The following is a 15,376-nucleotide window of genomic DNA, read 5'->3' on the forward strand; positions in this document are numbered from 1 at the left end:
AGCCATACACCAGATTTGACAATATCTCCTGACGAATACATGGTTAATCTCTTGGTGCTGGGACATGGACAAGATTACACGCCGGTATAGCTGAAGGCGGCCCAGTGGAAGGGGTGGGCAAAGTCACGCTGGTCAGGAGGGGATAAGAGCATTTGCTTGTACAGATAGTCGGCGGTGCTACCTGGCGTGTTGACACTGGATTGTGCTGTCAAGGCGGTTTTGAAGTAAGCAGCCTTTTCACCGTTTGTGGTGTCACGTAGCCATTGCTGGGCGGCTCGGAGAGCAGCAGCGGGTTCTAGATCGTCTTGACGCCAGAGGTGATAGAAGCGGGTAAGCAATAGCATGGTGCTGAGGTCGGAGACTGACCAGAGGGAGGCAATTACAGCGGCGACTCCTGCTTGGAGCAGGCCAGTGGGGAGGCTGATGGCTTCGTCTGCGTTTTCGATGCCGATCATCCCGGTTTCGCAGGCGGAGAGAATAGCGAGGCGGAGGCCATGGTTACCTTGGGTTGTATCTGCAAGATTAAGGGCGAGGATGTCTTTGAGGGTGAGGAGTCCATCGCTCATGAGCAGTCCGCTAGTAAGGGGTTCATTCAGGTTGGCGGTACCGTGGCAGGAGAAGTGAGCGATGGTAGCGTTGGGTAATTGAGACCGCACCTGTTCTAATGTTGCTTTTTCGTGGCGAAGTACAGTCGGTTGGGAAAAGGTCGAGATTGCAGCCTGAATTTCTCGTTCGGAGTGAGACAGGTCTTGGCTGGGGTTGTCGATAGCGAGAATGGATCGGACCGGTACTTGATCTGAGATTGCTCGTGCTGCGGTGAGGGATTTGGCGTTGGGGGCGTAGGTTATATGGAGATCATCAAGGGCGTAGCGGCGGCCATTAGGTTTGCTGGGGTCTTCCGTCCAGGCGGCATGGAGAGGAAGAAGGCTGAGGTAGCCAGTGGGGATGAGGGTGATGCGATCGATTCCCTTCTCTTGGAGTTGCTGTATGAGTGGTCCCATGAGAGATTTCCAAAGTTGTTGGGTTTTGTCTTCAATGGTGTTGAGCCAGGTTTGACGATCGGTTAGGGAGTTTTTGTTGTCGGCGAACCAGGTTTGTAGGAAGTCAGTGAGATAGGTGTCAGTGAAGTTGTCAAGCCGGACAGCATGGATTTCGTCTAGGGTAGTGACGAGGGCAAGACTACCCGCAGGAGTTGTGAGGAGGTAGACAAGGGGGTGAGCGAGGGTGACAGCTTTTTGAATGTCTTCGAAGGTAGGGAGGGTGAGTAAGGTTTCGTACCCCGGTTGTTGGCGGATTTGGTCGAGGGTGGTGATCAGTTCTGCTCGAAGGCAGGTTACTTCTTTACGGAGAGTTGCTGAGGTGATACTGTTGCGGTCATCGCTGGTCATGTGCTCCCGCTGTTGAGCTTCAAGATTACGGAGCCGTTGGGTAGTTTCTTTGTATTTGATATAAAGATTCTCGTTTTGTACTTTAAGTTGATCGAGGTTAGTTCTATCACGTTCAAAGGTTTCGCTGAGGCCACGAGCACGACCTCGCTCTAAGGTCTTAATCGCTTCTGAAAGCTGGCCTATCTTGGCCAGAGCATAGGCCGCCCAGCGAGGGAGATCAGCGGATTCGTTCAATTCAGCGGCTTTGCCATCAAGCAAGTTAGAACTTTGGTATAAGGTTTCGGCGGCTTGCAATGCAGTTTGATACGCAGTGATTGCCTCTGCCCAGTGCTTTTTTGTAAAGTACAGATCGCCCAAATTGCGAGCAGTTCTGCGGCAGTTGTGTGGGAAAAATTCTGGAGTATATATCTCTAGGCTAGATTTATAGGCTACTATTGCATTCTCGATATTCTGTGCCCGGTTCCCCTGGATTCGGTCTGCGTAAGCGAGTGCTAGATTATGCATTGAAGCTGCCCATTTGATAGGTAGATTGTAGCGGTTTCTCACCCGTAGGGCCTGCTGCGAGGTGGCGATTGCCTCTTCGATATTTTGCGCCCGGTCACCCTGAATCCGTAAGTAGTAAGCGAGTGACAGATTATTCATTAATTGCCCCCACTCAACAGGCATGGCATCAGGAGTCATAACTTGAAGTGCCTGCTGGTAAGCAGTGATTGCATTCTCAATATTCTGTGCCCGATCGCCTCGGATACGGCTCTGGTAAGCGAGTGCCAAATTATTTATTGACTGTGCCCACTCAACGGGCATGGCGTCGCGGTTTCTCACCCGCAGGGCCTGCTGCAAAGCATCGATTGCCTCCTCAATGTTTTGCGCCTGATCGCCTCGAATACGATCAATGTAGGCAAATGCCAGATTACTCATTGAAGTGGCCCATTCAAGGGGTAGAGCATCGCGTCTCCTCACCTGTAAAGCCTGCTGGTAGGTATTAATTGCCTCCTCAATATTCTGTGCTCGATCTCCTCGGATGCGGCTCCGGTAAGCGTTAGCCAAATTATTCATTGACTGTGCCCACTCAACGGGCATAGCATCGCGGTTTCTCACCCGCAGGGCCTGCTGCAAAGCATCGATTGCCTCCTCAATATTTTGTGCTCGGTCACCTCGAATACGATCGATGTAAGCGAGTGCCAAATTATTCATTAAATCTGCCCACTCGACAGACATGGCATCGCGGTTTCTCACCCGCAGGGCCTGCTGCAAAGCATCGATTGCCCTCTCAACATTTTGTGCTCGGTCACCTCGAATACGATCGATATAAGCGAGTGCCAAATTATTCATTAAATCTACCCACTCGACGGGTCTGAAATCGCGTGTCGCCACCTGAAGCGCCTGCTGCAAAGCGTCAATTGCCTCCTCAATATTTTGTGCTCGGTCACCTTGAATACGGCTTCGGTAAGCAAGTGCTAAATTATTCATTGATTGTGCCCACTCAACAGGCATGGCATCGCGGCTCCTTACCTGAAGCGATTGCTTGTAGGCAACGATTGCCTCCTCGATGTTCTTTGCTCGGTCACCCCGAATACGAGTAGCGTAAGTAGTCGCCAGATTATTCATAGTTTGTGCCCACTCAACAGGCATGGTATTGCGGCTCCTTATTTGAAGCGCTTGCTGGTAGGCAACGATTGCCTCCTCAATGTTCTGTGCCCGGTCGCCCCGGATACGGCTTCGGTAAGCGAGTGCCAAATTATTCATTGACCCTGCCCACGCAACAGGCATGGCATCGCGTGTGTTCACCTGAAGCACCTGCTGGTAAATATTAATTGCCTCTTCAATATTCTGCGCCCGGTCACCTCGAATACGGGCAGCGTAAGCGTTGGCTAGATGCATCATTGTCCCCGCCCATTCAATGGGTAGAGCGTCACGGCTTCTCACTTGCAAAGCCTGCTTGTATGTAGCGATACCCAACTCCAAATTGAGCCAGCGCGTACCCAAAGGAAACTGATTAATTAGATTGCCAAAGTCTACTAATACAGCTGAAATTATCGTGCACTGCTCTACATCGTCTTGCAGCAACTGTGCAGCAACGATCGGCAATACCGCTAGCAGGTCGGTATTAAACTGGGCCTGTTGATGTGCCCACACCGGATAGATTTGCTGTGGATTGCCTTGCTTATCGACAATTAACTGCAACGTCTTTAACAAAAACTTTTGTGCGGCTTCTGCCCCTTGGTGTTTCGCTTGTGTCACTTCTATTGCCTCTTCCAACTATGATTTAAAGCCTCATCACCTCTAAGTACCTATCCGGGAACTATCTAAGACCCTTAATATCTTGAGGGCAAAACAGAGGTTTCGGATAGGCTCTTAGTATTTTTTCTCCTGGTTTTCTAGATAAGAAACCACCTGTTCTTGTTCTATAGTCACCATCAGCTCTATAGCGGTTCCTGACCGGATGTAGTACAGTAAAAACCTTGTTGCATAAGTGTTACAGGCATCTCGGCGTACCTCATGCTAGCGGGAGCCGCTATATATCCACCAGCTCTAAATTAGTTGCCACCAGCTCTCTTTCCCTGCCCCGAAGATAGCTCAACAACTCAACAACTCAGCAGTTGATCAATCAGCAGCAACCGTTGTTCATTCACGCTGATTTCTCCAAACAACAACACCCCAATCCTGCTCCCTTTATAAACCCACATACCCAAACGCCGCCCAATAAAACCCCCAACCAAACCCTCGCTCCCCCGGCTCCGCCAGCACCACCGCCTTATACAGCCGATCCACCGTCCCCAAATCCACCCCAACCTCCGCCCCACCACTCAGCAGCCCCCTAAAATAAGCTGCCTTCTCCATATTGGTCGTATCCCGCAGCCACCGCTGGGCACCCTGCAACGCCGCCCCCGGCTCCCACCCCGCCACTCGCCACAGCTCATAAAACCGCACCATTAGCATCGTCGTGCTGACATCCTCCACCGACCACAGTGACGCCGCCACCCCCGCAAACCCCGCCTGCAACAACCCCGTCGGCAAGCTCACCACCTCATCGGGCAACGTCACCCCCGCCACCCCCGTTTCACAGGCCGAAAGCACCGCCAGCCGCGCCCCCATCAACCGCAACTCCAGCAAATCCTCCAGGCTAAGAACCTCATCCCCAGCCATCACCAACCCACTCTCCAGAGGCTCTGCCACATTGACATAGCCATGGCAACAGCAATGGAGCACCGTATAGTCTGGCAACAACGCCTTCACCCAATCGCGGGTAGCATCCCCATGGCTCAACACCTGATGCTGAGGCAGCACAGACGCCGCCACCGCGATTTCAGATTCGGCATATTCCAGGGGATTCGCTTTCACCGGCTGCGGATCGGCAATGGCCAGCAACCGCTCTGGAAGCTGCCGCGCCGCGATCGCCTGGGCCGCCATCAACCCTCGGGCATTGGGTGCATAGGTCAGCATCAGCCGGTCTAGCCCATAGCATCGCCCCGTGGGCTGGGTGGCATCTTCCACCCAGGCAGCATGGAGCGGCAGTAGCCCCAACACCCCCACCGGAATCAGCGTGGCGCGGTCTGCCGGAGCCAGCGCTGCCACCAGTGGCCCCATCAACACCGTCCATAGCCAGCGAGTGGTGGTGTCTATCGCCGTAAACCAGCGATCGCGACACAAGTCATCCTGTTGATTTTGTCGCCACTGGTCGTAAGCACCCAGGTAGCTGGTCGCCGCCGAAGCCTCGTCGCGGCCCACCAACTGCTGGCGCAGCGCCGATGCCGTTAGTTCAGGCAGCCACAAGGGCGCTACTGCCCCATCAGGTTTGAGCAACAGTGCCAGCCCACCGATGTCGGTCACCGCAATGTAGACCAACGGCCCCGCCTGGGCTGCCGCGCTAATTGCCTCGAAGGTCAGGGGTTTGAGAAAATTCCCATAGCCCGGCACCTGGCGAATCTCGGCGATGGCCTCCTCTAAATCCGCTCGAACCGCAGAAAAATTAGTTGTTTCACCGAGCCTTTCAGAATCGGGAGCTTCCAATGGCCTTTGGGCGAGACGATGCCACTGGGCGGTGGCGGCCTGGTAGCGATCGCACTTCTCCCCATACCCCAATGCCCGCAGCTGCTCTAAATCGGCCCGATCGCGCTCCAACACCTCCGACAGCAGCCGCGCCAACCCCTGCTCTAGGGCTTCCACCGCCCCAGCTAAGTCGCCGACCTGGGCTAGTGCATAGGCCGCCTGAGCCGCCATGCCCTGACTTTCTCGCAGCCAGGTTTCTTTACTCTGGCGCAGCACCTGGGCACGAAACAGTTGCTCTATCCCTTGCAGACCATAGCGATAGGCCGTTGTGGCCTCCTCCCAGGCGGCTCGTTCCGTCGCCCAATCGCCCCAGGAGCGAGCGGCCAACAGTGCCGCTTCGGGGGCCATCTCCAGCCCCTGGGTAATGGCCTGAAGAAACAGGGTTCGGGCCGTGGTTCGGTCGGCCTCGTCGCCCGTGGTCCCAAAGCGCTGCTTCAGGGCCGCCGCCAAGTTATTTTGCCGACTGGGGTACTCCGGCGACTGGGTCGGGGTGAGCTGGAGACCCCGCTCGTAGGCGGCGATAGCTTCATTTAGGGTGTCGAGGTCGGGGGTGTGGTGAAACTGATCGCGCCGGGCATTGCCCAGGTTGTTGTAGAGGGGAGCCCGTTCGGTGGACTCGGCAGGGACGACGGCAAGCGCCGCTTCATAGGTTTGAATCGCCTGCTCCAGATCCGTGAGCTGGTGGGTGTGGGTGTAGCGATCGCGCCGGGCGTTGGCCAGATTATTCAGACGGCTGGGCCGATAGACCGAGTCGGCGGGGGTGCGATCGACGGCCTGTTGGTAATTGGCGATCGCTGCTTCTAAGTCCTGGAATTGCCGGGTGCGGGTATAGCGATTGCGCAGGGCGTTACCTAGATTATTCAGGTGGATGGGCAAATTGGCGGCATCGGTGGGGGTTTGGGCTACCGCTTGCCGGTGGGTGGCGATCGCCCGGTCTAGGTCTTCCAGGCTGCCGGTTTGGCTGTAGCGATCATCCAGGGCGGTACCCAGGGTACTCAGATACCCCGGCAGCTCTGGCGAACCGGCGGGTGACTGCTGCACTGCCGCTTCAAAATAATCAATCGCTCGCTCCAAATCCTCAGGGCTTCCGGCTTGGAAGTAACGGTTGCGCAGGCCCACTGCCAGATTGTGCAAAAACATGGGCCGATAGACCGAGCCAGCGGTTGTCGTTTCGACGGCCTCTTCATAGGCCTGCACCGCCCGATTTAGATCAGTCAGCTCACCGGTCGCTTCGTAGCGATTGCGCAAGGCGTTGCCGAGGTTGTTCAGGTAGCCTGTCCGGTCGATAGAGGTTTTGGGAGATTGGGCGATCGCCTGCTCAGCATACTGGATGGCACGATCCAGGGAGTCAAGCTGCCCGGTATTCAGGTAGGCGGTTCTAAGGGTATTGCCCAGGTTGTTGAGATAGAGCGGCAGGGCGGGGGACTGGGGCGGGGTCAGATTAACCGCCATCTCGAAGGCTTGCAGCGCCGCATCCAGGGCGGTGGTGTCTCCAGCATAGTGATAGCGGTCTTGCAAAACCGAGGCCAGATTGTTGCAGCGCGACGCCATGGAAGGCGAATCGGGTGGGGTCTGCTGGAGGGCTTCCAGGTAGACCACAATGGCCTGCTCTAAATCGTCAGGGTTGCCGGTGTGGCTGTAGTGGGTGCTCAGCCCCTGTCCCAGATTGCTGAGACGAGCCGCCCGGTCGGGGGAGTCGGGGGAAGTTTGCTGCACCGCAGTTTCGGCGGATTGGATAGCGGCGGCTAAATCAGCCTCATCGCCAGTGTGAGCGTAGCGCTGGCTCAGCAGGCCGCCCAGGTTACTCAGACACCGGGCACGGGCATCGGCATCAGCAGCAGCCAAGGTCAAGGCTTTCTGTAGGTGGGCGATCGCCTGGTGCAGATCGTCAAGGCGGTTGGTCGCACAGTAATGGTTGAAGTAGGCACCAGCGGCATCGTGGTAGGCGGCGAACTGGAAGGTGGCGTCAGCGGTAGCAAAGTCTGGGTGGCTGAGGATTTTTGCCCAAGTTGCGATCACGGTTTGCAGAGGGGTGGGGTCTCCACTCTGCTGATACTCGACAGCGGCCTGCTGGGCGAGTTCGACATCTGCTAGGAAGATGGGGGGAATTGGCTGGGATGGGCGATCGGAGGACATGGTGGGCCTCCAGTAGTGAGGGTGAGGAAGGTGCCCCAATTGTAGCCAGTGGGTTAGACGCCGGTATAGCTGAAGGCGGCCCAGTGGAAGGGGTGGGCGAAGCTCCGGCTGTTGGGGCCGTCCTCGTAGATGTAGTGAATCATAAACTCGCTGAGCAAGAGGTTAACCTCCTGCTCAGACATATGCCCTTGGCTTACCAGGGCTTGAAAGTGACTTTTGAGATAATCATATTTTTGCTGGTTGGTGGTGTCGCGTACCCATTGCTGAGCCTGGGTCAGCGCGATAGGGGGCTCTAGCTCAGCATTTCGCCAAAGATCATAGAAGCGGGTGAGCAGCAGCATGGTGCTGAGATCGGAGACAGACCAGAGGGAGGCGATGACGGCGGCGACCCCGGCTTGGAGCAGGCCGGTGGGCAGGCTGATGGCTTCGTCGGTGTTTTTGGTGCCGATCATGCCAGTTTCGCAGGCGGAGAGGATGGCAAGGCGGATACCCCGATCGCCTTTGGTCAAGTTTAGGGCGAAGATGTCTTTGAGAGTGAGGAGGCCATCACTCATGAGCAGACCGCTAGCGAGGGGTTCGTTGAGGTTAGCGGTGCCATGGCAGGAGAAGTGGATGATCGCGGCTTCAGGCAGCTGCGATCGCACTTGATCTATGGTGGCCTCCCCACGGTTTAAAACAGTGGGATTTGAGAAGTGGGCAATGACGGATTGGACTTCTATCTCGGTGTTATCGAGGTCTTGAGTAGGATTGTTGATAGCTAAGATGGAGTCGTTGCTAGTGCAAGCCACGATTTCCCGAACGGCGGTGAGGGATTTCGCGTTGGGGGCATATGTGATGTGGATGTTATCGATAGCGTAGCGGCGACCTCCAGGTTTGCTATTGTCTTCAGTCCAGGCAGCGTGGAGGGGGAGGAGGCTGAGGTAGCCGGTGGGGATGAGAATGATGCGATCAAATCCTAGCTCTTTAATTTGCTGAGCCATCTGCTCGATGAGGGGTTCCCAGAGTTGGTGGGTGGTTTGGTCGATGGTGTTAAGCCAGGTTTGACGATCATTGCGGGCGTTGCTGTAAGTTGCAAACCAGGTTTTTAGCAGTTCGGTTAGCTGGGTTTTGGTGAAGTCGTTAAACCAGATGGGGTGGATGTCGTCTGGAGTAACGACGAGCGCAAGGCTACCTGCGGGGGTGGTGAGGAGGTAAGTGAGGGGGCTGTCCGGAGTGGAAGCTTTTTGGACATCCGCGAAGGTGGGGAGGGTGAGAAAGGTTTCATAGCCCGGTTGTTTGCGGATTTGGCCGAGAGTGATAGTCAGTTCTGCTCGGAGGCGGGTGGCTTCGTTGCGGAGATCTTCGGGGGTGATAATATGACGATCAGCGCTGACCATGCGATCTCGCTGGAGGTCTTCGAGGTTGCGGAGTTGTTGGGTGATGTTTTTATATTGGGTGTAAAGGGTTTCGTTTTGGTCTCTTAAGCTGTCGAGGTTGGTTCTGTCGCGATCAAGGGCTTCGCTGAAGCCACGGGCACGGTGCTGCTCTAAAACTAAAACTGCAGCCTTTAAATGTTTTATACGAGCTAAAGCGTAGGCGCAATGGCTCATTAACCCATCAGCAATTGTAAGTTCCGAAACTTTGCTGTCTGGCAAAATGCAAGACTGGTAGAGTACTTCGGCAGCACGAATAGCACGGCAACTTGCTTTAGCGGATTGCAGCCAATTTTGCTGATCAAAGTACAAATTACCTAGATAGCGGGCAGTGCGGCGACATTCATTAGGAAATGTGTTAAAAGTGTAAACTTCTAATGCCTGCCGATATGCAGCTATGGCAAGCTCAAGTTTATCGGAGAGATGACCTTTAGACTGTTGCCAGTAAGCAAATGCCAAATTGTTTTGAACCATAGCCCAGTCTTCTGGGAAATCAGTATTCGTGTAAACCTTCAAGGCTTCTCGATAGGCTAAAACTGCTCGCTCTAGATTACTTTTGTAATCACCTTTAAGCCGATACATATATGCGTTTGCCAAGCTATTTTGGGTAGTAGCCCAGTTTTCTGGATAGTCCTGACAGTTATAGATTTTTAGAGCCTCTTGACAAGCTTCAATTGCCTTCTCTAAATTATCGCCGCGATTTCCTTGAAGACGCTCGCTGTAGGCATTAGATAGGTTCTGCTGTGTTATTGCCCATTTTTCGGAATTATAATTACCTTGCTCAGACAAGATTTGTAAAACCTGATCGTAAGCTTCAATTGCCTTCTCTAAATTATCAGAACGGCTACCTCGTAGTCTTTGCCAGTAGGCAAATGCTAAGTTGTTTTGAGTTAAAGCCTGGTCATATCGTGAAGTCTTACAATATACCTCTAATGCTTTTTGATAACACAGAAGAGACTGCTCTATGTTTTCTGCTCTATCGCCTTTTATTCTCCTGTTATAAGCACAGCCCAAACCATTTTGAGTCATAGCCCAGTCTTGTGGGAAAGCATCGAAAGTCCTTACGCTTAGTGCTTGATCATAGAGTATGATAGCTTGCTCTATATTTTCTGCTCGGCTTCCTTGTATGCGCTGAACATAAGCATTTCCTAGACTATTTTTCGTTGCGGCCCAATCCCATTTCTGGGTAGGATCTAAGTGGTCTATAACTCGAAGAACTTGATGAAAAATATCGATTGCCTGCTCAATATTTTGTGTTTTGACGCCTCGTTTTCGATTCACATAAGCAATGGCAAGATTTCTCTGAGCTCCTATCCACAAAACTGGAAAGACTTTATAAGTAAAAACTTTTAGGGATTGTTCACAGAAAATGATTGATTGCTCTAAATTATCCGCGTGATTTCCTTCTAATCTATGAAAATAGGCATTCGAAAGGTTAAGTTGTGTTAGTGCTTGCTCTTCTGGTGAAGTAAATCGAACCTTGATATCCAAAGCCCGTTTAAGGGCGATAATAGCTTTCTCAATATTCTGGGATTTACTTCCTTGTATACGGTTCATATAAGCAAGTGCCAAGTTATCTTGCGTCGCTGCCCAGATTTCTGGAAAGGTATCGCGAGCATGAATTTGAACTTGTTCATAAGCCACAATACTCAGTTCCAAGTTCAGCATCCTGTTGCCATGAGAAAACTGCTGAATTAAATTGCCAAAGTCATAAAATGCAACCACAACCTTAAACTGATCGGTCTCTTGGATGAGTATTTCAAAAAGACTTGGCAACGCCCGCAGCAACGTCTCATCCAATCGCCTCACATTGGCCCGAAAAAACTCATAAACCTGCGCTCGATCCCCCTTCGTCTGTGCAATCAGCTGCATCATCTCCACAGCAAACCCTATTACATCTCCAGCAGTTGCACTCGACGGGCTGCTCTCCTCAAATCCTAACGCCTGCGCCAACTGCGCTGCAAACTGCCGCAGCCACAGGGCATTACTATTCTCCTGGCTCTTAAGCCAGTCGGCATATTGCCCCATCACCGCCACCAGCCCTGCATCCACCAGCTCTGCATTCGCCTGCAACAACGCCGCCTCTTCTCCCTGAGGGCACCTCAGTAGTTGCTCAATCAAATCCACACAGGCCTGCATCCGCTGGTTTTCTATCACTGAACTATTCCTCAAAAAGGACTGTGAAAGTGTTGAACATCATTCAAAAGAAGCCTTACTGCCCTAGTGCTGTTCTCAATGCTGCTGCTGCAAGACTAAGTTCTAATTCATCCGCATTTTGCAATGCCCATTCACCTGCATTCCTTAGTCGTTTGAATGTTTTTTCCAGATCATTTCGCTGTGCAGCCATTTCTGCTAACGCAATTTCCTCTACAACATCTATCTGGGCTGAAGTGACTGCACTTTCTTGCATCTTCTGCTTTAGTTCTGCTAGCTCTTTAGCCAAATCAGTCAGATTGGAATCAGTTTGCTTGTAGCTTTCCTTGGCAGACTTAAAGATTGATTGAACAGCCGCTTTATCCTTCATGACTGTGGCGACTGCTGCTTTGAAATCTTCTTCCTTAACTTGTCCTGCACCTTTGTTTTTGAGCAATGCTGCAAGAGCTTTCATGTAGACATAGCCTGCTGCGATCGTAGCAGCATAAACTGTTGCACTCATAACAGTATAAGAGGCAATAGTGCCAGCTCCAGGCAAAATCTTTAGAGCAGAACCAAAACCAATAACTGCTAGTATGGTTGCATTTGATGCCAAATTAGACAAAATTCCTGTCGCAATGCTTTTAACAAAGTTTTTGGTAAAAGGTAGATCAAGCTCCCTATTGATACGCACATACATTGTCCATGTGTTACCAAAAGCTGCAAATAAATCTGCGCCAGGCACTGGAATGAAGACACACCCAACACCAATCCCTGCATGTACCTTTACTATTCCAGCTAATTTTCCTGGCAGGTTTTCATCAGTGACTTGATTGAGTGCCTGTACTAATGCAAAAGCTGCTTGAGTTAATTGTCCTTCTCTTGCTGATTGATTTTTATTCATGAGCTAACCTTTGTTTTTTGTGCTGACCAAAGTTGAAAAATATTCGAACCAACATAAAGCAGGTTACAAATCAAACTTGATATATTTTTAGAAAAGTTAGAAAATATCTGATCCTTGAATACAAGATGTCGTTAGTATGCATTGCATATTTGCAAAACTTAGATCGATTAGGCTTACCAATGACGGACTTCAGCTTGGAGTGCAGAAAGCCACTTTCCATCACAATAATAAAGACTAGATTATTGAATCATCATGAATTTTAAGTAAATTCCAAAGGTTCCTCTAAATGTATGACAACAAATAATACCTGTGCCAAATCTAACGAGTACCTCCAGGGTGCATCCCCGACTTGTAAGTCTAAGTCTGAGACGCTGTTGAAAGCCATTGATTCTCGTAGATTTGACGACTAAGCATTTTTATTTATTGCAAAACCAGGATACACCCTACCTCCGTCAACTTATTTTGGGAAAGATGTATCTTGCGATACATCTTCAGTTGCAGGCCTAAAAAGCTACTGCAAAAGTGGTTGCAGCATCGCGGATATGTCTGGCAACTCCTGTCGCAAAGTCCCATTCATGCTAATTTTCCTCAAGGTCGCCAGTTAAATCTACACGGCACTTCTAGAGTATTCCGAATTCTTCTAGAACCTGTCAGAATCTTCTATATGTTTTCCACTAGCGCTCCAGGCACTCCTTTGTATCTCTCCTAAAAATAGTTGGAGTTAGATTTGGTTCAGCCCTTGCACCTGGAAATCCCCCATTCACCAGTGTCTTCCCATCAGCAAGCTGGGGAAGCCCAATCCTTAACTCCAAAGCCTCCCCAGGGTTCTCCTTCGACCGAGATCGCTCCACTCGCTCGATCAGCCGATCCAAATCTTCCGAGGCATACAGCCGCAACTCCCGCTTCACCCGGCTCACCGTCACATAAAAGCTCTCCCGCACCACATAGCGATCCAACGCCCCAATCACCCGCTCTGCCGACTTGCCCTGGGCCGCATAGGTGGTGCTAACCAGCGCATAGTCCAGATGCGCTAGCTCCAAACTCTCGAAGCATCCCAACTCCCCCCGTCCCCAGCGAATCATCACCTGCCCCTCCTCCAGCCCCACCACCTCAAACTCCTGGCCATTGCGTCGCCCCAGGGCATGGTCATTGCGCGTCCACCGCAGGCGATCGCCTACTGCAATCTCCATCTCCTCCACCTCATACACCGACTTCCGCCGGATCTGGGCTGGATCCACCTGTAACGCCGCCCCGGATGGCCCCCGCAGCGTCAGCCCATTGCTGGGGCTACCCGTCGCCAGCACCTCGTAGCGCTGCCCTTTTTCTAATCCCAGCCGCTTGTAGCTGGCCTGGGGAATCAGCACATTCCCCGGCTGAAAATGGTGGGCATAGCTCGATTGGGTCTCCGTCAAATCCCTTGCCTTCAGCCGCTTCACCGTCAAACTCTGATCCAGGGTTCCTTCTGCCTTCAGGCCCTCCCGCACTAGCTGAGTGATCGCTAACCGCTCCTGGTTGGTGCCCGCTAGCAGCAGGGTCTTCTTTCGCTCGTCTGGAGTCAGGGCGAGATAGTCACGGGCGATCGCAGCCGCCCTCGCCTCCTGACTGCTTACTGAGTGGATGTACGGCTTCAACTGCCGCATCCCCGACGCAATCTCCCCAGCGGCAATCAGGTCAACCCCCGCCTTGATCTGCTGGTTCTTTTGCCGCAGCGACTGGGTGAGGTAGGCCGTCGCCATGCCCGCCTGCTGCAAACTCTTGAACGGGTTGCCCGACTCCACCGCCGACAGCTGCCGGGTATCTCCCACCAAAATCACTCGGGCTTGCTGCACCTGGGCCTTGGTCACCAGGGCCAGCGCATCCTTGGCACTCAAGAGCCCCGCCTCGTCTACGACCCAAATCTCAGACTGAGACGGATTGGGTTCCACCGGTTGAGCACACAGCAACGCCGCCACCGTTTCCACCGGCTGAATCTGGGCCGAGTCGCCTAACGACTTTGCCGCCTCCGCACTCGGGGCAGAGCCCCGGACGGTGTAGCCCTGGGACTCCGCAATCTGGCGAAACTGGTTCAGGGCGTAGCTCTTCCCCGCCCCGGCGACCCCCTGCCAGGCGATGAAGCGATCGCGGGTGGTGGCCGCCAACATCACGCCCTGCACCTGCCCCTCGGTCAGACCCTGATCGCGCAGATGTGCTTCTACCAAGTCTGGAGAAGCAATAGCCCCCACATCCCCCCGACCATCCAACACCGTGCGAATGGTCTCCAGCTCCCGCAGCACTGCCGTCTGAGTAGTCAGCCGCTGGTCATGGGTATGAATCACCTCCGGATCGGTATCCAAGGTCTGCTGCACGTCATCAAAGCACTGCTGCCCCAAATGGTTCTCCAGGGCAAACCGCTCCACCTGCTCCCGATGGAACACCGCCTCCCGCTCAGCGCAGTGGGTGAGCCCGGCTTGGGTAGCCCGCTTCGGCTGACTCTGCCAGTCCAGCACCTGGGGTCGAGGGTGCTCCAGCTTCAGCGCCTCGGCCTGCTGCTGCCAGTATGTGCGCAGCTCTTCTCTGGGAATTTCCTTCCCCTTGGGGGCTCGGGTCATCAGGGTTGCTAGCTCTCGCTCTTGGGCCGTCGCGTTCTCCTCCACCGCCGCTAAAATCTGCTCCCGCCGCTTGGAAAAAGTCTGGAGGTCGTCGGGTTGATACCCCCGGAGTTCAAATTGACCGTTGGCCCTGGGCTCAATGCCATAACCCAGGCGCTGCACCTCCACCGCTAGCTCGTTTTGGTAAATCATCCCCAACAGCTTTTGCTGTTTGAAAAGGATGTCGTTGTGGAGCGACTGCCAGCGGCCATTGTTCAGCTGCGTGGCATTGATCACCACACAATGGGTGTGCAGCTGCGGATCCTTCTCACGGGAGGTGTCGTGGTGGAACTGGGCGACAATTAGGTTACCGGTGGCGATCGCCTGCCTGCCCTCCTGCGTCCGCACCCGTGTTTGGGCGTAGCGCTCCTCCATGACGGCCAGGGTACGAGTAACAGCAGTGCGATGGGCCTGCTCTATCGCGTCATTTCCCCCAACCAAAGCCGCCAGGCTGATGCTCTTGGGCGCACTAAAGGTTAAATCCAGCCCGGCTCGATGGCGCTCCGGGTCAATCTCTCGTCCCGATAGAGTTTGGTGCCCCTGGGGATGGGAGCCATGGAGCAGGTTCTTGAAGTCGCCTCCCTGCACTTGGCCTGCCAGCCCCAGGCTCTTGGCCCCCTGGCCCCACCAACTGGAGTGGGCCTGGTTCTCTTCACTGGTGTAGTAGTTCTCGGCGGTGTAGTAGGTTTCGCCCTGGTTGGCGCTGATCACCGTCAGGCTGAGCAT

The 15,376-nt window shown here is 53.4% G+C and carries 5 protein-coding genes; all 5 read right to left on the reverse strand.

The features are described from left to right. Positions 1–74 precede the first annotated feature (74 nt). Positions 75–3,629: a CHAT domain-containing tetratricopeptide repeat protein gene (locus tag ACQ4N7_RS13720; RefSeq protein ID WP_430712070.1), complete on the reverse strand. Its 3,555-nt coding sequence runs from the start codon at positions 3,627–3,629 to the stop codon at positions 75–77. Positions 3,630–4,061: 432 nt separating this feature from the next. Next, on the reverse strand, positions 4,062–7,574 hold the full coding sequence (locus ACQ4N7_RS13725) for a CHAT domain-containing protein (protein WP_430712071.1): 3,513 nt from the start codon (positions 7,572–7,574) through the stop codon (positions 4,062–4,064). A 53-nt stretch (positions 7,575–7,627) separates the two neighbouring features. Continuing rightward, the gene (locus ACQ4N7_RS13730) at positions 7,628–11,143 is read right to left on the reverse strand and encodes a CHAT domain-containing protein (protein ID WP_430712072.1); all 3,516 of its coding nucleotides are present in this window, start codon (positions 11,141–11,143) and stop codon (positions 7,628–7,630) included. Between the two features lie 55 nt (positions 11,144–11,198). Continuing rightward, positions 11,199–12,023 (reverse strand): hypothetical protein, encoded by an 825-nt coding sequence (locus ACQ4N7_RS13735; protein ID WP_430712073.1) that lies wholly within the window; start codon positions 12,021–12,023, stop codon positions 11,199–11,201. A gap of 674 nt (positions 12,024–12,697) precedes the next feature. After that, positions 12,698–15,376: a MobF family relaxase gene (gene mobF, locus ACQ4N7_RS13740; RefSeq protein ID WP_430712074.1), complete on the reverse strand. Its 2,679-nt coding sequence runs from the start codon at positions 15,374–15,376 to the stop codon at positions 12,698–12,700.

Source organism: Nodosilinea sp. AN01ver1, assembly GCF_050565655.1.
GTDB lineage: Bacteria > Cyanobacteriota > Cyanobacteriia > Phormidesmidales > Phormidesmidaceae > Nodosilinea.